General features: G+C 71.4%; 19 protein-coding genes and 1 pseudogene. 12 read left to right on the top strand and 8 right to left on the bottom strand.

What is annotated here, in order from left to right; genetic code table 11:
- Positions 1-103 precede the first annotated feature (103 nt).
- Entirely contained in the window at positions 104-865 is a 762-nt protein-coding gene (locus HNR13_RS17190) for a 3-hydroxyacyl-CoA dehydrogenase (RefSeq protein ID WP_179607762.1), read from the top strand.
- Between the two features lie 173 nt (positions 866-1,038).
- Here the strand turns inward: HNR13_RS17190 and HNR13_RS17185 are convergent, their stop codons facing one another.
- Positions 1,039-2,496 carry an XRE family transcriptional regulator gene (locus HNR13_RS17185; RefSeq protein ID WP_179607760.1) on the bottom strand — a complete coding sequence of 486 codons (1,458 nt, stop codon included), beginning with the start codon at positions 2,494-2,496 and terminating at the stop codon, positions 1,039-1,041.
- 177 nt (positions 2,497-2,673) lie between these two features.
- Here HNR13_RS17185 and HNR13_RS17180 point away from each other — a divergent pair, with 177 nt between their 5' ends.
- Complete coding sequence (locus HNR13_RS17180; RefSeq protein ID WP_179609595.1) at positions 2,674-4,536, top strand: phosphoenolpyruvate carboxykinase (GTP); 1,863 nt, start codon at positions 2,674-2,676, stop codon at positions 4,534-4,536.
- Positions 4,537-4,609: 73 nt separating this feature from the next.
- On the opposite strand, the gene HNR13_RS17175 is transcribed toward HNR13_RS17180, so the two are convergent.
- Entirely contained in the window at positions 4,610-6,568 is a 1,959-nt protein-coding gene (locus HNR13_RS17175) for an ABC transporter ATP-binding protein (protein WP_179607758.1), read from the bottom strand.
- A 111-nt stretch (positions 6,569-6,679) separates the two neighbouring features.
- Between HNR13_RS17175 and HNR13_RS17170 the strand changes: the two genes are divergently transcribed.
- The 3 genes from HNR13_RS17170 to HNR13_RS17160 are packed head-to-tail and all read left to right on the top strand — an operon-like array spanning position 6,680 to position 9,272.
- Positions 6,680-7,606: an ABC transporter ATP-binding protein gene (locus HNR13_RS17170; protein ID WP_179607757.1), complete on the top strand. Its 927-nt coding sequence runs from the start codon at positions 6,680-6,682 to the stop codon at positions 7,604-7,606.
- Entirely contained in the window at positions 7,603-8,445 is an 843-nt protein-coding gene (locus HNR13_RS17165; protein WP_179607755.1) for an ABC transporter permease, read from the top strand. Before HNR13_RS17170 ends, HNR13_RS17165 begins: the two co-directional genes overlap by 4 nt.
- The gene (locus HNR13_RS17160; RefSeq protein ID WP_179607754.1) at positions 8,442-9,272 is read left to right on the top strand and encodes an ABC transporter permease; all 831 of its coding nucleotides are present in this window, start codon (positions 8,442-8,444) and stop codon (positions 9,270-9,272) included. The genes HNR13_RS17165 and HNR13_RS17160 overlap by 4 nt, the downstream gene beginning before the upstream one ends.
- On the opposite strand, the gene HNR13_RS17155 is transcribed toward HNR13_RS17160, so the two are convergent.
- Positions 9,235-9,852 (bottom strand): TetR/AcrR family transcriptional regulator, encoded by a 618-nt coding sequence (locus tag HNR13_RS17155; protein WP_179607752.1) that lies wholly within the window; start codon positions 9,850-9,852, stop codon positions 9,235-9,237. The genes HNR13_RS17160 and HNR13_RS17155 overlap by 38 nt on opposite strands.
- A gap of 28 nt (positions 9,853-9,880) precedes the next feature.
- A pseudogene (locus HNR13_RS21685) lies at positions 9,881-11,362 on the bottom strand (purine-cytosine permease family protein).
- A 107-nt stretch (positions 11,363-11,469) separates the two neighbouring features.
- Here HNR13_RS21685 and HNR13_RS17145 point away from each other — a divergent pair.
- The 6 genes from HNR13_RS17145 to HNR13_RS17120 all read left to right on the top strand — a co-directional run bounded on the left by HNR13_RS17145 (position 11,470) and on the right by HNR13_RS17120 (position 17,482).
- The gene (locus tag HNR13_RS17145) at positions 11,470-13,113 is read left to right on the top strand and encodes an adenosylhomocysteinase (RefSeq protein WP_179607750.1); all 1,644 of its coding nucleotides are present in this window, start codon (positions 11,470-11,472) and stop codon (positions 13,111-13,113) included.
- The gene (locus HNR13_RS17140) at positions 13,110-14,438 is read left to right on the top strand and encodes an amidohydrolase family protein (RefSeq protein ID WP_179607749.1); all 1,329 of its coding nucleotides are present in this window, start codon (positions 13,110-13,112) and stop codon (positions 14,436-14,438) included. The genes HNR13_RS17145 and HNR13_RS17140 overlap by 4 nt, the downstream gene beginning before the upstream one ends.
- Positions 14,435-14,920: a cupin domain-containing protein gene (locus HNR13_RS17135; protein WP_343063597.1), complete on the top strand. Its 486-nt coding sequence runs from the start codon at positions 14,435-14,437 to the stop codon at positions 14,918-14,920. The genes HNR13_RS17140 and HNR13_RS17135 overlap by 4 nt, the downstream gene beginning before the upstream one ends.
- A gap of 77 nt (positions 14,921-14,997) precedes the next feature.
- Positions 14,998-15,843: a transporter substrate-binding domain-containing protein gene (locus tag HNR13_RS17130; RefSeq protein WP_179607746.1), complete on the top strand. Its 846-nt coding sequence runs from the start codon at positions 14,998-15,000 to the stop codon at positions 15,841-15,843.
- Positions 15,840-16,721 carry an ABC transporter permease subunit gene (locus HNR13_RS17125; protein WP_179607744.1) on the top strand — a complete coding sequence of 294 codons (882 nt, stop codon included), beginning with the start codon at positions 15,840-15,842 and terminating at the stop codon, positions 16,719-16,721. Before HNR13_RS17130 ends, HNR13_RS17125 begins: the two co-directional genes overlap by 4 nt.
- Complete coding sequence (locus HNR13_RS17120; protein ID WP_179607743.1) at positions 16,718-17,482, top strand: amino acid ABC transporter ATP-binding protein; 765 nt, start codon at positions 16,718-16,720, stop codon at positions 17,480-17,482. Before HNR13_RS17125 ends, HNR13_RS17120 begins: the two co-directional genes overlap by 4 nt.
- Positions 17,483-17,505: 23 nt before the next feature.
- On the opposite strand, the gene HNR13_RS17115 is transcribed toward HNR13_RS17120, so the two are convergent.
- The gene (locus tag HNR13_RS17115; protein ID WP_179607741.1) at positions 17,506-18,900 is read right to left on the bottom strand and encodes an MFS transporter; all 1,395 of its coding nucleotides are present in this window, start codon (positions 18,898-18,900) and stop codon (positions 17,506-17,508) included.
- Positions 18,901-19,070: 170 nt separating this feature from the next.
- Here HNR13_RS17115 and HNR13_RS17110 point away from each other — a divergent pair, with 170 nt between their 5' ends.
- The gene (locus HNR13_RS17110; RefSeq protein WP_179607739.1) at positions 19,071-19,529 is read left to right on the top strand and encodes a DUF2269 family protein; all 459 of its coding nucleotides are present in this window, start codon (positions 19,071-19,073) and stop codon (positions 19,527-19,529) included.
- A gap of 34 nt (positions 19,530-19,563) precedes the next feature.
- Here HNR13_RS17110 and ribH read toward each other — a convergent pair whose 3' ends face one another.
- From ribH to HNR13_RS17095, 3 genes are read right to left on the bottom strand one after another with little or no spacing between them, the layout of a single operon-like run.
- A complete protein-coding gene (ribH, locus tag HNR13_RS17105; RefSeq protein WP_179607737.1) occupies positions 19,564-20,040 on the bottom strand; it encodes a 6,7-dimethyl-8-ribityllumazine synthase in 477 nt (158 codons plus the stop codon).
- Positions 20,037-21,323, bottom strand: coding sequence for a GTP cyclohydrolase II (ribA, locus tag HNR13_RS17100; protein ID WP_179607736.1), 1,287 nt, complete (start codon positions 21,321-21,323; stop codon positions 20,037-20,039). The genes ribH and ribA overlap by 4 nt, the downstream gene beginning before the upstream one ends.
- Positions 21,320-21,979: a riboflavin synthase gene (locus HNR13_RS17095; RefSeq protein WP_179607734.1), complete on the bottom strand. Its 660-nt coding sequence runs from the start codon at positions 21,977-21,979 to the stop codon at positions 21,320-21,322. Before HNR13_RS17095 ends, ribA begins: the two co-directional genes overlap by 4 nt.
- Position 21,980 lies beyond the last annotated feature (1 nt).

The following is a 21,980-nucleotide window of genomic DNA, read 5'->3' as shown; positions in this document are numbered from 1 at the left end:
CTCAACCCCCCGACCAAGCCCCCGAGCACAGGAAAAACGCTCCATTTGCGGCCGATTACACGACGGAAATCCTGTGCTCGGCGGCCACACGAAAGGATCACCCATGCAGATCGACGGATGTTCGGCGCTCGTCACCGGCGGCGCCAGCGGCCTCGGCAACGCCACCGCCCGAGCGCTCACGGAGGCCGGCGCCCGCGTCGTCATCCTGGACCTGCCCAGCTCCGAGGGCGAGAAGGCGGCCGTCGCGCTCGGCCCGCACGCCCGCTTCGTCCCGGCGGACGTCACGAACGAGGAGCAGGTGCAGGCCGCCGTGGACACCGCGAGCGCGCTCGGCCCGCTGCGGATCGTGGTCAACTGCGCCGGGATCGCGACGGCCCAGAAGGTGATCGGCCGCGACGGCGTGCTGCCGCTGGAGAGCTTCGAGCGCGTCATCCGGGTCAACCTGATCGGCACGTTCAACGTGGTGCGCCTCGCCGCGGTCGCGATGGCGGAGATCGAGCCGGTGGGCGAGGAGCGGGGGGTGATCGTCAACACCGCCTCCGTCGCCGCGTTCGACGGACAGATCGGCCAGCCCGCCTACTCCGCATCGAAGGGCGGCGTCGCGGCGATGACGCTGCCGCTCGCGCGCGAGTTCGCGCGCAGCCTCATCCGCGTCGTCACCATCGCGCCCGGCATCTTCGAGACGCCGATGATGGCCGGCCTCCCGCAGGCCGCGCAGGACTCCCTCGCGGCCCAGGTGCCGCACCCGTCGCGCCTCGGCCGGCCGGCCGAGTACGCCCAGCTCGTGCGCTCCATCGTGGAGAACCCCATGCTCAACGGCGAGACCATCCGCCTCGACGGCGCCATCCGGATGCAGCCCAAGTAACCCACATTCGTCACGAATGTCGCGAATGTCGCCGTCAAACGCGACATTCGTGCCGAATCGGCATCGCGACATTCGTCACGAATCGCGAGCTTCCCCGCACCAATCGCGACATTCGTCACGAATCGCGACAATCGCGGCGGCATTCGCGACATTCGTGACGAATGTCGCGGGGCTTAGGCGCCGGAGTGGGCCTCGAGGAACGTGTACACGTCGGAGTCGTCCACACCGGGGAACGACCCGGACGGCAGCGGCGACAGGATGTGCGCGTGCAGGCGGGCGCTCGGCCACGCCTTGCCCGACCAGTGGCCGGTCAGCTCCGCCGGGGGCCGCTTGCAGCACGACTCGTCCGGGCAGCGCGACTCGGCACGCGCCGTCGTCTCACGGCCGCGGAACCACTTGGCCTGGTCGAACGGCACCCCGACGCTGATCGAGAAGCCGCCGTCCGCCGTGCTGCCGGTCTGGGTCGAGCACCAGTAGGTCCCGGCCGGGGTGTCGGTGTACTGGTAGAACTCCGTGGTCCGGTTGGTGCGTGCGAACGCGTTGCGGGCGCCCCACTTTCGGCAGACCACCTGGCCCTCGATCGAGCCGGTGACGTCGGTGGGGAGGGGCAGGCCGTCGTTCTCGTAGCCCTTGTACAGGGTGCCGTCGTCGCCCACCCGCAGGAAGTGCAGGGGCATGTCCAGGTGGCGGGTCGCGAGGTTCGTCAGGCGCAGCGCCGCGGCCTCGTGGGTGACGCCGAACGCGTCGCGGAAGTCCTCGACGGCGAGGTCCTTCTCCTTCTTCGCCTGCTGCAGGAACGACACCGCCGCGGCCTCCGGCATCAGCGCGCAGGCCGCGAAGTAGTTGATCTCCAGCCGCTGCCGGAGGAAGTCGGCGTAGCTCTCCGGGCGCTCGTGGCCGAGGAGCCGGTGCGCCATCGCCTGCAGGGCCATCGACCGGAGGCCGTGGCCGCCCGGGATGGAGGCCGGCGGCAGGTAGATGCGGCCGTTCTCCAGGTCGGTGATGGAGCGGGTGGAGCGCGGCAGGTCGTCCACGTAGATGAGCTCGAAGCCGAGCTGCTCGGCCATCACGCTCACCTCGCGGTGGGTGAGGGCGCCGCGGACGTGGCCGGAGGCGCGCACGCGCTCCTCGGCGAGCACCTCGATGTCGGGGATGTAGTTGTCCTCCCCGCGCATCCGCTCGCGCAGCTCGGTGTTCGCGCGCCGGGCCTCCTCGGGGGTGGCGATCGCCTCGCTGGCGCGCCGGGCGAGCTCGCGGTGGAGGCCGACCAGGGCCTCCAGGGTCTCGGTCGGCGTCCCCTTCGTCGGCTTGACGGCAGGGAGGCCGAGCGAGCCGTAGAGCGAGCCCTTCTGGGCACGGGACAGCTCGATCTCCAGCGCGGCGCGCTCGTCCGGCGGCTCCGCCGACAGCAGTTCGGCGAGCGGGACGCCGAGCGCGGCGGCGAGCGTGCCGAGCAGCGAGACGCGCGGCTCGCGCTTGCCGTTCTCGATCAGGGAGAGCTGGCTGGCGGCCACGCCCGCGGCGGCGCCGAGCTCGTCCAGCGTGAGGCCGCGCTGGGTGCGGAAGTGCCGGATGCGGTGCCCGAGGGTGGCGACGTCGGCGGTCGCCGGTTCGGTGGCGAGGGAGTCCATGCCTTCACAATAGCGAAAGAATCGCGATTCTTTACCCGGAATTTGTCGCCCGGGGCGGTGAATTCTGTTCGATCCTGGATCCACGCCCCGATCTTTCCGAACGAGAGGACCGACGGAATGTCCATCGCCGAGCTCCCGCTGACCGACCAGGCACACGATGCCGACGCAGCAGACGAGATGCGCGTCTACCCGGCGGCCGGCACCATCGCCGAGAGCGCGAACGCCGCCGCCCCCTCGACTCCCGCGCCGACCGGCCTCGCCGGGCTCCGCGCCTGGGTCGCCGAGATCGCCGAGCTGACCCAGCCCGAGAGCATCGTCTGGTGCGACGGCTCCCCGGGGGAGGCCGACCGGCTGACCAAGCAGCTCGTCGCCGAGGGCAAGCTCATCCGGCTGAACCCGGAGTGGCGCCCGAACAGCTTCCTGGCGCGCACCGACCCGGGCGACGTCGCCCGCGTCGAGGACCGCACCTTCATCTGCTCCCTCGACGAGGAGGACGCCGGCCCGACCAACAACTGGCGAGAGCCGGAGGCCATGCGCGCCGAGCTGCGCGGGGTCTTCGCCGGCAGCATGCGAGGCCGCACGATGTACGTCGTCCCGTTCTCGATGGGGCCTCTCGGCGGGCCGATCTCGCAGGTCGGCGTCGAGCTTACCGACTCCGACTACGTCGCCGTCAGCATGGCGCTGATGACCCGGGTGACCAGCCAGGTCCTCGACCTCATCGACGCCGGTCAGCCGTGGGTGCCGACCGTGCACAGCGTCGGCGCTCCGCTGATCGACGACGCCGGGGTGCGGCACGAGGACGTCGCGTGGCCGTGCAACACCACCAAGTACATCGTCCAGTTCCCGGAGACCCGCGAGGTCTGGTCCTACGGCTCGGGCTACGGCGGCAACGCCATCCTGGCCAAGAAGTGCTTCGCGCTCCGGATCGCCTCGGCGATGGCGCGCGACGAGGGCTGGCTGGCCGAGCACATGCTGCTGGTCAAGGTCACCTCGCCCGAGGGTCGCGCCTTCCACTTCGCGGCGGCGTTCCCGTCCGCCTGCGGCAAGACGAACCTCGCCATGCTCAGGCCGACCATCCCGGGCTGGAAGGTCGAGACCATCGGCGACGACATCGCCTGGCTCCGGCAGGGCGCTGACGGGAGGCTGCGCGCCATCAACCCCGAGGCCGGCTTCTTCGGCGTCGCTCCGGGGACGGGCGAGCTGACGAACAAGACCGCGGTCGACACGCTCTGGGGCAACACGATCTTCACCAACGTGGCGCTTCGCGACGACGGCGACGTGTGGTGGGAGGGCCTCACCGAGACCCCTCCCGCGCACCTCATCGACTGGCAGGGCAACGACTGGACGCCCGAGAGCGGTCGCCCGGCGGCGCACCCGAACTCGCGCTTCACGGTCGCCGCGGCCCAGTGCCCGTCGATCGCGGACGACTGGGACGCGGTCGACGGCGTGCCGATCGACGCCATCCTGTTCGGCGGCCGCCGCGCCACCAACGTGCCGCTCGTAGCGCAGGCCCGGGACTGGAAGCACGGCGTGTTCATCGGCGCGACCATCTCGTCCGAGAAGACCGCCGCCGCCGAGGGCACGGTCGGCGAGCTGCGCCGCGACCCGTTCGCGATGCTGCCGTTCTGCGGCTACAACATGGCCGACTACTGGGGCCACTGGCTGGAGGTCGGCGAGCAGCTCGGCTCGAACGCGCCCGCCGTGTTCCAGGTGAACTGGTTCCGCAAGGGCGACGACGGCCGGTTCCTCTGGCCCGGGTTCGGCGAGAACTCGCGCGTGATCGAGTGGATCGCCCGCCGGGTGGAGGGCACGGCCGGCGCCGCGTCGACCCCGATCGGCCGCCTCCCGCTGGTGGACGAGCTCGACCTGGACGGCCTCGACCTCCCGGCCGAGGACGTCGCGGAGCTCTTCGAGGTCGACCGCGCGAGCTGGCTCGCCGAGTGCGACCTGACCGAGGAGTACTTCGACCGGTTCGGCTCCCGCGTCCCCGCCGCCCTCCGCGCCGAGCTGGCCTCCCTCCGCTACCACCTCAACGCGTAACCAGCCCGCGAGCACAGGAAAACCGTCGCGATTCCGAGCGAATCGCGACGGTTTTCCTGTGCTCGGGAGCTGGTCAGACGAGGAGTTGGTGCTTCGCTAGGTCGCGGTAGAGCGGGGTGGACGCGACGAGCTCGGAGTGGGTTCCTATTCCGACGACGCGGCCGTGGTCGAGGACGACGATCTGGTCGCTGTCCACCACGGTGGAGAGCCGGTGCGCGATCACCAGGAGCGTGCGGTCCTCCGCGACGGCGTCGATCGCCTCCCGCATCAGCTGCTCGTTGCGGCCGTCCAGGCTGGAGGTCGACTCGTCCAGCAGCAGCACCGGGGGAGCGGCGAGCAGCGCGCGGGCGATCGCGAGGCGCTGGCGCTCGCCGCCGGAGAGCATGATGCCGTCCTCGCCGACCGGCGCGTCCAGGCCCAGCTCGCTGCGCTCCAGCACCTCGGTGAGGTTGACGGCATGCAGCACGTCGACGCACTGCTCGTCCGTCGCGTCGGGGGTGGCGAGCCGCAGGTTGTCCCGCAGCGAGCCCGCCAGCACGGGCGCGTCCTGCTCGACGTAGCCGATGTTGGAGCGCAGCGCGACGCGGTCGAGCGTGCGGATGTCCATCCCGCCGAAGCGCACCTGGCCGGCCTCCGGGTCGTAGAACCGCTCGATCAGCGCGAGGATGGTCGACTTGCCCGCACCGGACGGGCCGACCAGCGCTGTGCGCTTGCCGCGCGGCACCGTGAAGCTGACGCCGTGCAGCACGCCGCCGTGCGTCGCGGCCGGAGCGTCGCCGCCGAGCCCGGCCGCGGCCTCCGCCTCGGCCACCACGTCCACGCCGCCGAGAGCGCCGAGCGCGATGGCCTCCGCGTCGGCGGGCGCCGTCGCTGCCTCCGACGGCTCCTCGCGCTCCGGCGCCGACGGATAGGCGAACTCCACGTCTACGAACTCGATCGCCGGCGCGTTCGGCGCCAGCCCCTCGTTCGCGACCCCCACGGTCATGCCCAGCGGCGCGATGTCGCGGTCGAACTGGTCCTCCGTGGGGAGGTCGAGGATCTCCTGGATGCGGCCGAGCGCGCCGAGCGCCGAGTTCACGGCGGTGATCGCGCCGAACGCCTGGCCGAGCGGCAGGATCATCATGAACAGGAAGAGGATGAACGCGACCAGGTTGGCGACCGTGATGGCCCCACTGGCGACCCGGAACCCGCCGACGCCGAGCACGACCAGGAACGACACCTGCATCGCGATCCCTGCGACCGGCACGACCAGCGCGGAGATCCGGGCGACCTGGATGCCCATCTTCCAGGCCCCGGTCGCGTCGGCGTCCACCGCCGCGATCTCCCGCTCCGTCGCGTTCGCCGCGCGGATCGTGCGCACCGAGCTGATCGCGCGCTCGACAGCCGCGGCGAGGTCGCCGACCTTGGTCTGCGCCTTCTGGCTGGCGACCCGGATGCGGCTCGACAGCAGCGTGACCACGACGATGGAGACCGCCACCACGAGCACGGTCAGCCCGAGCAGCACCGGGTCGATGATGAGCATCGCGATGAGCGCGCCGACGAACGTCAGCGCGCCGCCGATCGCCTCCACCAGCCCCTGGGTCAGCACCGCGCGCAGCAGCGTGGTGTCCGAGCCGACCCGGGACACCAGATCGCCGGTGCGCCGGGTGTCGAACTCGCTGATCGGCAGCCGCAGCATCCGGGCGACGAGCTTGCGGCGCGACGACAGCACGACGCCCTCGCCGGTGCGCTGCAGCAGGTAGTGCTGGTAGCCCGAGATGAGGGCGGAGACCACGACGAGCGCGACCAGCCCCCAGACGATCCCGTTCAGCGGCTCGCCCTTGCCGACGATCGTGATGACCTGGCTGACCAGCAGCGGCTGGGCGAGGCTCGCGGCGGCGCCGAGCACGCTCAGCACGACGACGAACGAGAGCACGCCGCGGTGCTCCAGCAGGTAGGCGAGGAGCTGGCTGAACCGCGCGCGCGGCCCGCTGTCCGCCTCCCGCCGCGCGAAGGGCGAACGGCGGCGTGGAGCGGTGGTCTCGGTGCTCATGAGGGGTTCCTTCGAAGGAGGTTCGGGATGCTGCTTCGACCGTACTTCCTGCGCGCTGCCGGTTTGCTGACACCGGCGAAATGTCCGCGGTCCGGGCTACAGTGCTGAACTATGCCGACGTCCGTCATCACCGCCGCCGACCTGGTCAAGAAGTACAAGGACTTCCCCGCGGTCGACGGCATCAGCTTCGAGGTCGAGGCGGGGGAGTCGTTCGGTCTCCTCGGCCCGAACGGCGCCGGCAAGTCGACCACCATGCGGATGATCGGCGCGGTCTCCACGCGCACCGCGGGCGAGCTGAGCATCCTCGGGCTCGACCCGGACAGGTACGGGCCGGAGATCCGGTCGCAGCTCGGCGTGGTGCCGCAGTCCGACAACCTCGACACCGAGCTGCGGGTGCGCGACAACCTCATCGTCTACGGGCGCTACTTCGGCCTCCCGTCGGCGCGGGTGCGGCAGCGCGCCGACGAGCTGCTGGCGTTCGCGCAGCTGGAGGACAAGGCCAAGGCGAAGGTGGACGACCTCTCCGGCGGCATGAAGCGCCGGCTCACCATCGCCCGGGCGCTCATCAACGACCCGCGCATCCTGCTGCTCGACGAGCCGACCACCGGCCTCGACCCGCAGGCCAGGCACATCCTCTGGGACCGGCTGTTCCGGCTCAAGGAGCAGGGGACCACGCTGGTGCTCACGACGCACTACATGGACGAGGCCGAGCAGCTCTGCGACCGGCTCGTCGTGGTCGACAAGGGCACGATCATGGCCGAAGGGACCCCGGCTTCCCTCATCCGGCAGTACTCGACGCGCGAGGTGCTGGAGGTCCGCTTCGGCTCCGAGCGCAACGCCGAGGTCGCGCCACGCCTGGAGGGCGTCGGCGAACGCGTCGAGGTCCTGCCCGACCGCATCCTGGTCTACAGCGACGACGGCGAGGCCGAGCTCGCCCGGCTGACCGAGCGCGGCCTCCACCCGCTCACCAGCCTGGTGCGCCGGTCGAGCCTCGAGGATGTGTTCCTGCGGCTCACCGGGCGGAGCCTGATCGAATGAGCGCGACCTCCGTGGACGAGGGCACGCGGGCCGCGCTCGCCGCCTCGGGACGGCCGCGCCGGTTCGGCGCCTGGTACGTCGCCGAGCACCGCTTCCTGGTGATGCGCTCGTACCTGCAGACGCTGCTGGTCACCGGCTTCGGCAACCCGTTCCTCTATCTCTTCGCGATGGGCGTCGGGCTCGGGAGCCTGGTCAGCGCCAACCTCGGCCCGACCGCCGTCAACGGCGTCAGCTACCTGGCGTTCGTCGCGCCCGCGCTGCTGTGCACCGCCGCGGTCACCGTCGCGAGCGAGGAGTTCACGTACCCGGTCATGCTCGGGTTCAAGTGGAATCCGACCTTCGTGGGCATCAGCGCGTCCCCGATCGCGCCGGGGCAGATCATCGACGGTGTCGTCATCTCGGTGGTGGCACGGCTGCTCGGCACCAGCGTCGTCTACTACCTCTTCATGCTGCTGTTCGGGGCGGTGCCGAGCCCCTGGGGCTGGCTCGCCATCCCGGTCGCCACGCTCGGCGGCCTGGCGTTCGGCGCGCCCGTGATGGCGTACGTCGCGACGCTGGAGCAGGACACCGGCCAGATCGCGATGCTGATGCGGTTCGTGCTGCTGCCGATGACGCTGTTCTCCGGCACGTTCTTCCCGCTGGCGTCCATGCCGGTCTACCTGCAGTGGATCGGGTGGATCTCGCCGCTCTGGCACTCCACCGAGCTCGCGCGCGTCTTCGCCTACGGCTACCCGGAGCCGCTGTGGCTCACGGTCGTGCACGTCCTGTACCTCGCGGCGCTGTTCGTCGTCTTCTGGCGCTGGGCGCGCCGCATCGCCGGGCGGAGGCTGAACAAGTGACCACCACGCGCGATCCGCTCGTCGAGGCCGTGTCCCGGTCGCGTCCGCTGCGCGCGCTCTACGCCGGCAACGCCCGCTCGGTGATGCAGCGCGGCTGGTCGGCGACCCGGAGCACGAACTGGCTGGTCATCGTCTCCGGTTTCTTCGAGCCGATCTTCTACCTGCTCTCGCTCGGCATCGGCTTCGGCCGGCTGGTCGGCGACGTCACCACGGCCGGCGGCCAGCAGGTGCCGTACGCGGCGTTCATCGCCCCGGCGCTGCTGGCGACGGCCGCGATGAACGGCGCGGTGTACGACTCCACCTGGAACGTGTTCTTCAAGATGCACTTCGCCAAGCTGTACGAGGGGATGCTGTCCACCTCGCTCGGCCCGCTGGACGTCGCGCTCGGCGAGATCCTGCTGGCGCTGCTGCGCGGCGCCCTCTACGCGGTCGGGTTCATGATCGTCATGCAGGTGCTGGGCCTGAACCTGTCCTGGTGGGCGCTGCTCGCCCTCCCCGCGGTGCTGCTGATCGCGTTCGGCTTCGCCAGCTTCGGTATGGGCATCACCAGCTACATGAAGACCTTCCAGCAGATGGACTGGATCAACTTCATCCTGCTGCCGATGTTCCTGCTGTCGGCGACGTTCTACCCGATCACGGTCTACCCGGGCTGGATCCAGTCGATCATCATGGCCCTGCCGCTCTGGCACGGGGTCGAGCTGGTGCGCGGCCTCACGACCGGGGCGGTCGGCCCGGGCATGCTGTGGCACGTCCTCTACTTCGCGGTGATGGTCGCGCTCGGCCTCGTCCTCACGACGCGCCGGCTGCGGGCGCTGTTCCTGGACTGACCAGAGCGCGGCCGCCGGTCGCGCCGGCGAGGATCGCCGCCGTCCCGGTGCGCATCAGCCGCTGGACGGAGGCCGTGTCCAGCTGCCCGGAGAGCCAGCGGCTGGACAGGCCCTCGACCAGGCCGGTGAGCAGGGTGGCGGTCCCGCCGATCTCGGCGTCCGGGACCCCGAGGGCGCTCAACGGCGCGGTGAGCCGCGACTGCCAGTCCTGCGTGGCGTCGGAGAGCGCCGTCCTCACCTCGTCCTCGAAGACCGCGATCGCCCGGATCTCGTTCCAGACCACCGAGTCGGCGCGCGTGCCGGGCTCGTCGCCGAACTCGGCCTCGAGCATCGCCGCCACCAGCTCGCCCGGCGGGACCCGGGGGTCGGGCTCGGGGATGCGCTCCTGGACCGCGCGGTCGACGGCCGCGAGGGTCTCGCGGAGCAGCCCCGCACGGTCCTCGAAGTGGTAGTAGATCAGCCCGAGGGACACCCCGGCGCGCTTCGCCACCCGCTGGATCCGCAGGCCCCGCACGCCGCTCGCGGCGATCTCCGCCCGGCTCGCGTCGAGGATGCGCTCGCGCGCGTCCAGCTCGGTCATCGGCGCCTCTCGTGTCGGCCCGGTCCCCTCAGTCGGGGAGCCCGGGAACTCCGTCGTCGATCCCAGTCTCGGGCCAGACCCGGAGCGCGAGCAAATACAGTCCCCCGCCCACGAGGATCGACAGCGGGAGGCTGACGTCCAGTCCGCCGGCGATGTTCGCCAGCGGCGCCGGGTAGAGGTCGTTCTGCACGGTCAGGAAGCCCGCGATGGAGCCGGCGATCAGCGGGACGACCGCGCGGAGGTTCCAGCCGTGGAAGAACCAGTAGCGGCCTCCCCGCACGCCGAGCCCGTAGCGCTGCAGCGCCTGGGCGTCGTAGCGCCCCCGGCGCGCCACGAGGAACCCGATCCCGTTGATGACCACCCACGGTCCCGCGACGGCGTTGAGAACGACGGTCATCGCGGTGATCGAGGCGATCGCGTTGGTGGCGACGACGCCCAGGTACATGATGACGATCGCGATCCCGGAGGTGATCAGCGTGGTCTGGGTGCGGCTCAGCCGGGGGATGATCGACTCCAGGTCGAGCCCGCTCGCGTAGATGTTGATCACGCCCTGGCCGCAGCCGCCCATGATGGCGAGCAGGAGCAGCGGGATCACATACCAGGCCGGGGAGGTCGTGACCAGGTCGGCGACGTACGACGGCGACAGGTGCCCGAACGCGCTCGCGGTGAAGGCGCCGAAGAAGGCGGTGGCGAACAGGCCGACGAAGATGCCCGCGCAGGTGGCGACGGCGACCTGGCGGTCCGTGAACCGCTACGGGTTGATCCGCCGGGCGTAGTCGCCGACCGATGGCGCGTAGGAGAGCGGTCCGCCGATGGAGATCGTCACGGCGAAGAGCCAGGTCGGCCAGAACCCGCCGAGCAGGTAGCCTCCCGACGCGTGCGCCGGATGGAACTGCGGCGCGAACGCGATGATGCCGAGGATCAGGAGCACGCCGGCGGCCGGGATGATGAACTTCTGCAGGGCGACGATGGTGCCGTGGCCGAAGAGCGCGATGAGCACGACCTCGACGGCGATCACCGCGTACCCGATGAGGAACGCGGTGTCGTTCTCGGGCGTCCCGAAGAGCCGGTGCGAGCCGGCGACCAGCGCCTCCCCGGAGGTCCAGACCGCGATGGCGGCGTAGGCGATCGCGAAGAGGAGGGTGAGCGTCGAGCCGAGCAGCCGCCCCCGCATCCCGAAGTGGGCGCCGCTGGAGACCGGGTTGTTCGTGCCCGTCCGGCTGCCGAGCAGCGTCATCGGCACCATCAGGACCATGCCGATGACGAGGCCGACCACGCTCGAGCTGATGGCCTGCCAGAAGTCGAGGCCGAAGGTGATCGGCAGCCAGCCGAAGATCACCACCGAGAGCGCGAGGTTGCCTCCGACGAAGACCCGGAACAGGTTGCCGGGGGTGGAGTGCCGCTCGGCGAGCGGGACGTAGTCGATGCCCGCGAGCTCCACGCGTCCGAACTGGTCGCCGGGCTGCGTCGCGGCTTCGGCGGGGGCATCGGGCCGGCCGATTCGAGTCATGTTCTCTCCTTTGAGAAGGGACGGTGTCCGGGCGCCACCGTAGCACTGACTGAATTTTCAGTCAACATCAGTCCGAACGCTGCTCCGGCGACCGCTATGCTGAGCGGGTGTTCGAGGTGGCGAGCCGGAGCCACCGGCAGTGGGCGGCGGCGGTGACGCTCGGATTCGCCGAGACCACGAACCTCTCGATCTCCGGGCGGCGGTTCGACGTCCGCGGGAGCGGGCAGGACGCCGCGGCCCTGGCCGCGCTGCTGGAGGCGATCGGCGCCCGCCGGACGACCGGCGGCGAGACACCCGACTACCTGTTCTGCTTCGACGCCGGAGCGGCGCCGCTCAGCGGACGCGAGCTCGCGGAGCGCGCCTCCGGCCGGGACCGCCCGCTGGTGATCGCGGACGCGACGCCGGACGGCTCGGCCGTCGACGGCAGCGTGTCCCTCGGCCGGCCGTTGCGGGCGGGCGTGTGGGCGACCTCCGTGCCGGACGCCGTGCTCGTGCGGCTGGACGCGACCCGTCACGCCCCCGACGAGAGCCCGGCGGCCGACCGGATCGCGTGGGCGCGCCGGTTCATGCCCGCGGCGGAGCGCGTCGCCGGCCGCCTCGCGACGGAGGACGCCGTGCGCGGCCTCCGGATCGGGGTGAGCATGGTCCTGGAACCCAAGACCGCGGTGCTCGCCCTGCTGCTGCAGGCGGCGGGCGCCGACGTGTCCGTGTTCTCGCATCCGGACGAGACGGACGACGCGGTCGCCGCCGCACTGGCCGAGGCCGGCCTGCGCGTGTTCGCCCGCGCGGACGCCGGGCCGGACGAGCATCTCGCCCTCGCGACGGCGTTCCTCGCCCGGCGCCCCGAGATCCTGGTGGACGACGGCTCCCACGTCATCCGGCTCGCCCACGAGGCGGCGCCGGACGTGCTGGAGACGATGATCGGCGCGGCGGAAGAGACGACGAGCGGTCTGCGCCCGCTCCGCGCCATGGCAGCGGAGGGGCGGCTGCGCATCCCGGTCGTGGCCGTGAACGACGCGCGCAGCAAGACCCTCTTCGACAACCGCTACGGCACCGGCCAGTCCTGCCTGTTCACCATCCTCGGCCTCACCGGACTCGACCTGGACGGCCGCACGGTCGCCGTCGCCGGCTACGGGCATGTCGGCGAGGGCCTCGCCCGGCACGCCAGGGCGTTCGGCGCGAGCGTGGTCATCGCCGAGCCGGACCCGGTGCGGGCGCTCGCCGCGGCCTTCGACGGATTCCGCGTCGCACCGCTCCTCGACGCGGTCGGCTCGGCGGACCTGGTCGTGTCGGCCACCGGCGTGCGGGACACCATCGGCCTCCCCGTCCTGCGCGCCTGCGCGCCGTCCGCCGTGGTCGCCGTCGCCGGCGGGGTGCCGCAGGAGGTCGCCGTCGACGACGCGCTCGCGGCAGGCGCCGTTCGCGAGAGCCTCGGCCGGAAACGCGAGCGTCTCGTCTTCCCCGACGGCCACGGCGTCGAGCTCCTCGACGACGGCGGCTGCATCAACGTCACCGCGGGGGAGGGCAACCCGATCGAGATCATGGACCTGTCCTTCGCCGTGCAGCTCTCCGCCATCGAGCACCTCGTCGCCACGGCGGGCGCCCTCGCCCCCGGCGTCCACCCGCTGCCCGCGCAGGCGGACGACGCCGTGGCCGCGGCGGCGCTCGCCGCAGCCGGCGTGCGCATCGACGCGCGCCAGCCCGCCCCGCCTGCCGCGGAACTCTGGCCGCGGTTCGGAGGCACGGCATGAGGGGCGACGTCACGGTCTACTCGGCCGCCCTGGTGGTGCCGATGACGGCGCCGCCCATCCTGCGCGGGGCCGTCGCGGTCGCCGACGGCCGCATCCTGCACGTCGGGGAGCGCCGCTGGGTGATCGATTCGCTGGAGCAGCAGGACGTCCCGTACCTCGAGCACTACTGGGACGGCGCACTGCTGCCGGGCCTCGTGAATGCGCACTCGCACCTGCAGTACACCGGCATGGCCGAGGTGGGCTCGCGGCGGTACACCGGCTTCGACGACTGGGCGGATGCCTTCACGGTCGTCTACGAGGAGCCGCACGACTGGCGGGCCGACGCGCTCCGCGGGGCGGACGAGCTCATCCGCAGCGGCGTCACGGCCGTCGCGGACATCGTCACCGACCGGGAGGCCTCCGACGTCCTGCACGTCGCCGGGCTGCGCGGGATCGCCTTCTGGGAGGTGATGAACTGGGAGACCGCCGAGTGGAACGCGCGCGGCCGCGAGCAGGTCATCGCCGACCTGGAGCGGATCCCCGCCACGCCGGGCGCCGGGCTGTCGCCGCACGCGCCGTACTCGCTCGACACCGTCCCCCTGCTCGACATGCCCGATATCGTCCGGCAGCGCGGCCAGCGGCTGCACATCCACCTGGGCGAGTCCGCGTTCGAGGAGGAGAGCCCCGACGCCGAGGGCGGCGAGACCCACCGGGCCTGGCACTTCGTCGGCGTGCAGAGCTTCCGCGCCCTGCGCTCCCTCGGCTTCGGCACCGGCGCGACGGAGTTCGTCGACCGGCTGGGCGTGCTCGGACCGGACTGCCACGTCGCCCACGGCGTCTACATGACGGCGAAGGACCGCGCCCTGCTGCGTGCGCGCGGGACGTCCGTCGCGCTGTGCCCGCGCTCGAACGAGGTCATCGGGCTCGCCCCGCCTCCCGTCGCGGCCTACCTGCGGGAGGGCAGCGCGATCGCCGTCGGCACTGACTCGCTCTCGTCCAGCCCGTCCCTCGACCTGATGAGCGACGTGGCCGCGCTGTACCGGATCGCGCGCGAGCAGGGCTACGCGCGCGCCGACCTGCACGAGCGACTGCTCTCCGCCGCGACCCTCGGCGGCGCGCACGCGCTGGGCCTGGACGTCGGCCCGGAACGGATCGGGCACCTCGCCGTCGGCGCGCTCGCCGACCTCGCCTTCTTCGACGTCGCGGTGGGCCGGGTGGACGACGCCCTCGCCGAACTGGTGGAGGCGGGCGCCGGCCGGGTGGCCGCCACCGTGATCGGCGGGACGACCCGGTGGTCGGCGCCGTCGTGGACCGGCCGGCGCGCGGTGGCGGAGGCGGCGTCGTGAGCGCGCCGGTCGCGCGGCGCACGGTCGACGGCGAGATCATCGAATGGGTGGTGCCCCCGGCGCGCGCCGTCGCCCTCGGGCTGGAGCCGCACCCGGAGGGCGGCTGGTATCGCCGGACCTGGACCGCAGGCGCCGCCGTGGCCACCGACCGGGGCGAGCGGCCGGCCGCCACCCTGATCTACTTCCTGCTGCCGCCCGGCGAAGCCTCCGCCTGGCACGTCGTCGCCTCCGACGAGCTCTGGCTGTGGCACGGACCCGACCCGCTGCTGCTCCAGCTCGGCGGCTCCGGCCCCGCTCCCCTCGCCGGGGAGGTCATCGCCCTCGGACCGCGGGAGGAGGCGGGGGAGCGCGCGCAGGCGCTGGTGCCCGCAGGGGTCTGGCAGCGCACGCTGCCCTCCGACGGGGAGACGCTGGTCAGCTGCGTCGTGTCTCCGGGCTTCAGCTTCGACGACTTCCGGCTGGGCGAAGAACACAATCCGTAACGTCCCGGAAGCGCTGTCCGGTTGTCTTCTACTATCGAATGATTTGGTCGCCCGAGACCGACTGAAAGGTGATTCCCGTGTCCGTTGCCTCCCGCTTCTCCCGTGCCATCGCTGTGGCCGGCGCCGTCGTCGCCATCACCGCCCTGGCGGCCTGCAGCTCGCCCGCATCGAACGCCGGCTCGTCCAGCAACGGCCTGCAGACGCAGACCGCGGGCAAGCTCACGATCGCGACCGGCCAGCCGGCGTACTCGCCCTGGGTGATCGACGACAAGCCGCAGAACGGCCAGGGCTTCGAGTCCGCGGTCGCCTACGCCGTCGCCGAGAAGCTCGGCTTCGCCAAGAAGGACGTCGTCTGGACCCGGACCACCTTCGACAGCGCGATCGCCCCCGGGCCCAAGACGTTCGACCTCAACATCCAGCAGTTCAGCATCTCGGCCGACCGCAAGAAGGCCGTCGACTTCTCCTCCCCGTACTACACGACGAGCCAGGCGCTGGTGACGACGAAGTCCTCGCCCGCCGCGTCCGTGACGACGGTGGCCGGGCTCAAGAAGATCAAGATCGGCGTCGCCACCGCCACCACGACCCTCACCCTGCTCAAGAAGGAGGTCGGCGGCGACGGCATCCAGGTGTTCAACTCCAACGACGACGCCGTGCTCGCGCTCAAGAGCGGTCAGGTCGACGCCGTGGCGACCGACCTGCCGACCGCCTTCTACCTCGCCGACTCGCAGGTGGACGGCGGGGTCGTCAGCGGGCAGTTCTCCGACACCTCGGGCGGGGACCAGTTCGGCATCGTCCTGCCCAAGGGCTCCCCGATCACCAAGCAGGTCAGCGCGGCGGTCGACGCGCTCCGCTCCAGCGGTGAGCTCGACGCGCTGACCAAGAAGTGGCTGTCGACCACGGTGAACGTCCCGGTCTTCAAGTGAGCGCACGGACGGCGGCGCCGGCCACGCGGCCCGACGGTTCGCCGGTCAGCGCGATCGAGCTGGACCGGCGGGCCTTCCGCGCGAAGCAGTCCGGCCGGTCGGTCCTGATCAGCCTCGCGAGCACGGTCGTGCTCGCCGTGCTGGTCTGGCTGACCGTGGTGAACACGCCGGGCTGGGCGCTCGTGCAGCAGTCGTTCTTCGACGTGAAGACCGGCTGGGAGTACCTCGGCTCGATCCTGCTCGGCCTCTGGCTGAACATCCAGATCCTGTTCTTCGCCGCGATCGGCGTCGCCATCGTCGCGACGCTGATCGCGATCGTGCGGAGCCTCCGCGGGCCGGTGTTCTTCCCGCTGCGCGTCATCGTGACGGTCTACACCGACCTGTTCCGCGGGATGCCGCTGATCATCGTGCTGTACCTCGTCGGCTTCGGCATCCCGGCGCTCGGGGTCTTCCCGCGGATGCCACCGGAGTTCTGGGGCACCACCGCCCTCATCCTCACCTACTCCGCGTACGTGGCGGAGGTGCTGCGCGCCGGGATGGAGGCCGTGCACCCCTCCCAGCGCCTCGCGGCGCGCTCGCTCGGACTGTCGCACGCCCAGATGCTGCGGCTGGTCGTCCTCCCGCAGGGCGTCCGCAAGGTCACGCCGGCGCTCGTCAACGACTTCGTGTCGATGCAGAAGGACGTCGGCCTGGTCTCCGTGCTCGGCGCCGTGGACGCGGTCCGGGCGGCGCAGATCGCGTCGGCCGACGCCTACAACTTCACTCCCTACGTCGTCGCGGGGCTCCTGTTCGTGGCGATCAGCTGGCCGCTGATCCGGCTCACGGACTGGCTGTCGGCGCGGGCGCAGCAGCGCGAGCAGATCGGAGGCGTCGTATGACCGGACCTGCAGCCGAGCAGGCCGCGGAAGCGGTGCTGCGGGTCGAGGGCCTGTACAAGAGCTTCGGCGACACCCCGGTGCTGCGCGGGATCGACCTGGAGATCGACCAGCACCAGGTGGTCGTCGCGATCGGGGCCAGCGGCTCCGGCAAGTCGACCCTCCTCAAGACGATCAACCTCCTGGAGCGCATCGACGACGGCCGCATCTTCCTCAAGGGGGAGGACATCAGCGACCCGCGCGTCGACGTGGACCGCACCCGCGCGCGGATCGGCGTCGTCTTCCAGCAGTTCAACCTGTTCCCGCACCTGAGCGTGCTCGACAACGTGACGCTGGCGAGCCGCAAGGTGCACGGGATCCCGCGCGCCGAGGCGGAGGCGACCGCGATGCACTGGCTGGAGCGCATCGGCCTCGGCGCCAAGGTGAAGGAGTTCCCGGATCGCCTCTCCGGCGGCCAGCAGCAGCGCGTCGCCATCATCCGCGCGATCGTCACCAACCCGGAGCTGCTGCTCCTGGACGAGATCACCAGCGCCCTCGACCCGCTGCTGGTCGGCGAGGTGCTGGACCTGGTGGCCGAGCTGAAGGCGGCGGGCTCCACGATCCTGATGACGACGCACGAGATGCACTTCGCCCGGACGGTCGCGGACCACATCATCTTCCTGAGCGACGGCGTCCTGCTCGAACAGGGTCCGCCGGACGAGGTCTTCGACCGTCCGCGCGAAGCGGCGACGCAGCAGTACCTGGCGCGGGTGCACGCCGGCTAGCGGCCGTCGCGCACCCGGCCGCGTCAGCTCACGTTGTCGGTGAACTCGATGTCGCGAGTCTCCTTCGAAAGCAGGAGCGCGACGAGCGTCAGCACGCCGGCGGCCGAGAGGTAGACGCCCACCCAGACCGTGCTGCCGCCGCCGATCGTCCACAGCCACACCGCGATCGTAGGCGCGACCGCCGCGCCGAGAACGCTGGACAGGTTGTAGGCGACGGCGGAGCCCGTGTACCGGACGTTCGTCGGGAACAGCTCGGGGAGCTCCGCGCCCATCGGGCCGAAAGTGAGGCCCATGAGCGTGAAGCCCACGATCAGCAGCGCCATCGTGCCGACCGTGCCGCCCGCGAACAGCGGGACGAACAGCAGGCCGAACAGGATGATCCCGATGGTCACCCAGATCAGGGTCTTCCTGCGGCCGAACCGCTCCGCGAGCGGACCGGCGACGAGGGTGAAGACGCCGAAGAACACCACACCGACGATCAGCATGATCAGGAAGTCGTTGCGCGGGTAGCCGAGGCCGGGCACGAAGCCGGCGGCGGAGAACGTCTTGCCGGCCTTCGCCGCGGCGGCCTGCGCCGCCTCCGGGGTCGCGGCGGTCGTCCCGTAGGTGAGCGTGAACGCGGTCATCAGGTAGAAGAGCACGTAGGTCGCCAGCATGATGAAGGTGCCGAGAACGATCTGCCGCCAGCTGGTCCGGAACACGCGCGCGACGGGGAGCTTCGCCACCTCGCCGGTGTCGACCACCTTCTGGAAGGCCGGGGTCTCGACCAGCTTCAGCCGCACGTAGAGGCCGACGATGACGAGCACCGCGCTCAGCAGGAACGGGATGCGCCAGCCCCACGCGGCGAACTGCTCCGCGTCGATGCTGAGGCTGAGCACCAGGAAGAGCAGGTTGGCGACGATGAAGCCGATCGGCGCGCCGAGCTGCGGGAACGTCCCGTAGATCGCGCGCTTGCCGGCCGGCGCGTTCTCGGTGGCGAGCAGCGCGGCGCCGCTCCATTCGCCGCCGAGCCCGAGGCCCTGGCAGAACCGCATCACCACCAGCAGGAACGGCGCCCAGAACTCCCAGCCCGGCACCTGCGCGGTGGGGAGGCAGCCGATCAGCACCGTCGCGATGCCCATCGTCAGCAGCGAGCCGACGAGGGTGCCCTTGCGGCCGATGCGGTCGCCGAAGTGGCCGAACAGGATGGAGCCGACCGGGCGCGCGATGAACGCGACGCCGAAGACGGCGAAGGAGGCGAGCAGGGCGGTGGTGGGGTCCTCGCTGGTGAAGAACAGTGCGGGGAAGACCAGCACGGCGGCGGTGGCGTAGACGTAGAAGTCGTAGAACTCGATCGAGGTGCCGATGAGGCTGGCGAGGATGACGCGTCCGCGCGTGTTGGCGGTGGCGGGAGGGGTGACGGAGGCCGTCGTGGACATGCGTGAAGAACTTCCGGTGACGTGACGAACAGCCGCAGAGCGTGGGCGTCGGTCGGGCGTCGCGCGGGCGGTGAGAGGAGGGACGGGCGCTTGTGGCGCCCTTTTCACCCTATGCCGCCCGCGTGGCCCGGCCGAATCGGGGCACGCGCACCGCTCGATAGGCTGGAGGCATGGAAACCCTCTTCGCCGTCCTGCACGTCGTGTCCGCCGTCTTCATCGTCGGGCCGATGGCCATCCTGCCGATGACCGCTATGCGCGCCGTGCGCGCGGGCAACGCCGGTCAGGTGGAGGTGCTCGCGAAGTCGACGAACCTGATCTCGCTGCTGTCGCTGCTCGTGGTCTTCTTCGGCTTCGGCGTGATGGGGCTCGCGGACAAGAAGTACGGCCTGAGCATCGTGACGCCGTGGATCCTCTGGTCGATCATCCTCTACGTCGTCGCGCTCGGGCTGACCCTGTTCCTCGTCGTGCCGACCATGCGCCGCGCCGCCGAGGCGCTCACGGCCGCGGGCGCCGCGGAGGGCGGGTCCGCGACCGCGACGCCCTCGAAGTACCCCGCCATCGCCGCCGGCTCCGGCGTCGCCAGCCTGCTTCTGGTCGCCGTCGTCGTCCTGATGGTGTGGAAGCCGTAGCCTTCGAGCGCCAGGCCGCCTCGATGTACCGGGCCTAGCCGCGCAGCTCCCGCAGCGCGATCGCGGTCGCGAGCGCCGCGTGCGCGGCCTCCTCGCCCTTGTCCTCCTTGGAACCGGGCAGGCCGGCGCGGTCGATGCCCTGCGCCTCGTCGTCCAGCGTGAGCACGCCGAACCCGACGGGCTTGCCGGTGTCCAGCGCCACGCGGGTGAGGCCGTCGGTCGCCGCCGCCGAGACGTACTCGAAGTGCGGGGTGCCACCGCGGATGATGACGCCGAGGGCGACCACCGCGTCCGCTCCGGACTCCAGCGCGGCCTTGCTCACGACCGGGAGCTCGAAGCTGCCGGGGACGCGCACGAGCGAGTAGTCCGCGCCCGACGCCTCCAGCGTCCTCGTCGCGCCCGCGATGAGCCCGTCGGTGATCTGCTCGTGCCAGGTGCCCGCGACGATGACGACCCGCAGGCCGCTCCCGTCGATGGCCTCGTTCGCGTTCGGCGCTCCGGCTCCGCTCATCGTGCTGTCCTCTCCGCCGCGATGGCGGCGTCGTCGTCTGATTCGATCTCGTCGATCACGTGACCCATCCGGTCGCGCTTGGTCTCCAGGTAGCCCTCGTTGAACACGCCGACGCCGACGACGAGCGGCACGCGCTCCGCGACGGTGATGCCGTGCTCCTCCAGCTGGCGCACCTTCTCGGGGTTGTTGGTCAGCAGGCGCACCGACTCGACGCCGAGGTCGTTCAGGATCGCGGTCGCCGCGCCGTAGTCGCGGGCGTCGATCGGCAGGCCCAGCGCGAGGTTGGCGTCAAGCGTGTCGAGGCCGTCCTCCTGGAGCTTGTACGCGCGCAGCTTGTTGATGAGCCCGATGCCGCGGCCCTCGTGCCCGCGCAGGTAGACGACGACGCCGCCCTCGCGCTGGATGGTCGCCAGCGCCGCGTCGAGCTGCGGGCCGCACTCGCACTTGAGCGAGCCGAACGCCTCGCCGGTCAGGCACTCCGAGTGCACCCGGACGAGCGTGCCCTCGGCGGCGGGCGTGCCGGAGACGATGGCGACGTGGTCGGCGCCGGTCATCCGGTCGCGGTAGGCGCGCATCCGGAACGAGCCGTTCGTGGTGGGGACGGTCGTCTCCACCTCGAAGATCACGCGCGACGACTCCGGGATCGGGGTCGGGGAGGCGAGCTGCTGGTCGCAGTGGAACTCCTGCAGGTACGCGATCAGCGCCTCGATCGTGATGACCAGGACGCCCTCGCGCTCGCCGAGCTCCAGCAGGCCGGGGAGGCGCATCATCTCGCCGTCGTCCGCGACGATCTCCGAGATCGCGGCGACCGGGTTGAGGCCGGCCAGCTTCAGGAGGTCGACCGCGGCCTCGGTGTGGCCGTCGCGCTCGCGCACGCCGCCGTCGACCGCGCGCAGGGGCATGATGTGGCCGGGCCGGTGCAGGCTGGCGGGGGTTGACTCGGTGTTCGCGAGCACGCGCAGGGTGTGCGCGCGGTCTGCGGCGCTGATGCCGGTGGACAGCCGGTTGGCGGCGTCGACGCTCACCGTGTAGTTGGTGCCGCGCGCGTCCTCGTTGTTCGCGACCATCACCGGCAGCTCGAGGCGGTCGGCGATCTCGTTCGTCATCGGCGCGCAGATGAAGCCGGAGGAGTTCTTGACCGTCCAGGCGATCCACTCCTGGCTGGCCAGCTCGGCGGCGATGACGACGTCGCCCTCGTTCTCGCGGCTCTCGTTGTCGACCACGATGACCGGCCGGCCGGCGCGCAGCTCGGTGAGGGCCTCGGGGATGGTGGCGAGTGTCATGACGCACTCCGTTCTGCAGCGGGCACTGCGGGTTCGAATCGGGCGGCGAAGTCGGGCTCGAGCGCGAGCATGCGCTCGACGTGCCGGGCGAGGATGTCGGTCTCGATGTTCACGCGGTCGCCGGGGACCCGGTCGCCGAGCGTGGTGGCGGTGAGGGTCTCCGGGATGAGCGAGACCTCGAACCAGCCATCCTGGCGGCCGCCGCCCACGTCGCTCACGGTGAGCGAGACACCGTCGATGGCGATGGAGCCCTTGCGGGCGACCAGCGGCGCGTGCTCCGGGTCCAGGCTGAGCCGGACGACGCGCCACGCGCTGCCGTCCTCGATGGAGAGGACGGTGGCGGTGCCGTCGATGTGGCCCTGGACGATGTGGCCGCCGAGGCGGTCGCCGACCTGCGCGGCACGCTCCAGGTTCACCCGCCGGCCCGGCGCGACGTCGTCGAGCGTGCTCATCGCGAGCGTCTCGGCCATCACGTCGGCGGTGAAGGTCTCGGCGTCCTGGTCGATCACGGTGAGGCAGACGCCGCTGACCGAGATGGAGTCGCCGTGGCCCGCGTCGCTGACCGCGAGCGGGCCGCGCACGGTGATCCGCATGGCGTCGGCGTCGCGCTCGACGGCGGTGACCTCGCCCAGCTCTTCGATGATTCCGGTGAACACG

The sequence above is a fragment of the Leifsonia shinshuensis genome, from assembly GCF_013410375.1.
Taxonomy (GTDB): domain Bacteria; phylum Actinomycetota; class Actinomycetes; order Actinomycetales; family Microbacteriaceae; genus Leifsonia; species Leifsonia shinshuensis.
This window is presented reverse-complemented; position numbering and strand designations above follow the sequence as displayed.

Excerpts from the sequence above, each read along its gene's own strand:
- HNR13_RS17190 (WP_179607762.1), top strand. The coding sequence starts at position 104 with ATGCAGATCGACGGATGTTCGGCGCTCGTCACCGGCGGCGCCAGCGGC.
- HNR13_RS17185 (WP_179607760.1), bottom strand. The coding sequence starts at position 2,496 with ATGGACTCCCTCGCCACCGAACCGGCGACCGCCGACGTCGCCACCCTC.
- HNR13_RS17180 (WP_179609595.1), top strand. The coding sequence starts at position 2,674 with ATGCGCGTCTACCCGGCGGCCGGCACCATCGCCGAGAGCGCGAACGCC.
- HNR13_RS17175 (WP_179607758.1), bottom strand. The coding sequence starts at position 6,568 with ATGAGCACCGAGACCACCGCTCCACGCCGCCGTTCGCCCTTCGCGCGG.
- HNR13_RS17170 (WP_179607757.1), top strand. The coding sequence starts at position 6,680 with ATGCCGACGTCCGTCATCACCGCCGCCGACCTGGTCAAGAAGTACAAG.
- HNR13_RS17165 (WP_179607755.1), top strand. The coding sequence starts at position 7,603 with ATGAGCGCGACCTCCGTGGACGAGGGCACGCGGGCCGCGCTCGCCGCC.
- HNR13_RS17155 (WP_179607752.1), bottom strand. The coding sequence starts at position 9,852 with ATGACCGAGCTGGACGCGCGCGAGCGCATCCTCGACGCGAGCCGGGCG.
- HNR13_RS17140 (WP_179607749.1), top strand. The coding sequence starts at position 13,110 with ATGAGGGGCGACGTCACGGTCTACTCGGCCGCCCTGGTGGTGCCGATG.
- HNR13_RS17120 (WP_179607743.1), top strand. The coding sequence starts at position 16,718 with ATGACCGGACCTGCAGCCGAGCAGGCCGCGGAAGCGGTGCTGCGGGTC.
- HNR13_RS17115 (WP_179607741.1), bottom strand. The coding sequence starts at position 18,900 with ATGTCCACGACGGCCTCCGTCACCCCTCCCGCCACCGCCAACACGCGC.
- HNR13_RS17110 (WP_179607739.1), top strand. The coding sequence starts at position 19,071 with ATGGAAACCCTCTTCGCCGTCCTGCACGTCGTGTCCGCCGTCTTCATC.
- ribH (WP_179607737.1), bottom strand. The coding sequence starts at position 20,040 with ATGAGCGGAGCCGGAGCGCCGAACGCGAACGAGGCCATCGACGGGAGC.
- ribA (WP_179607736.1), bottom strand. The coding sequence starts at position 21,323 with ATGACACTCGCCACCATCCCCGAGGCCCTCACCGAGCTGCGCGCCGGC.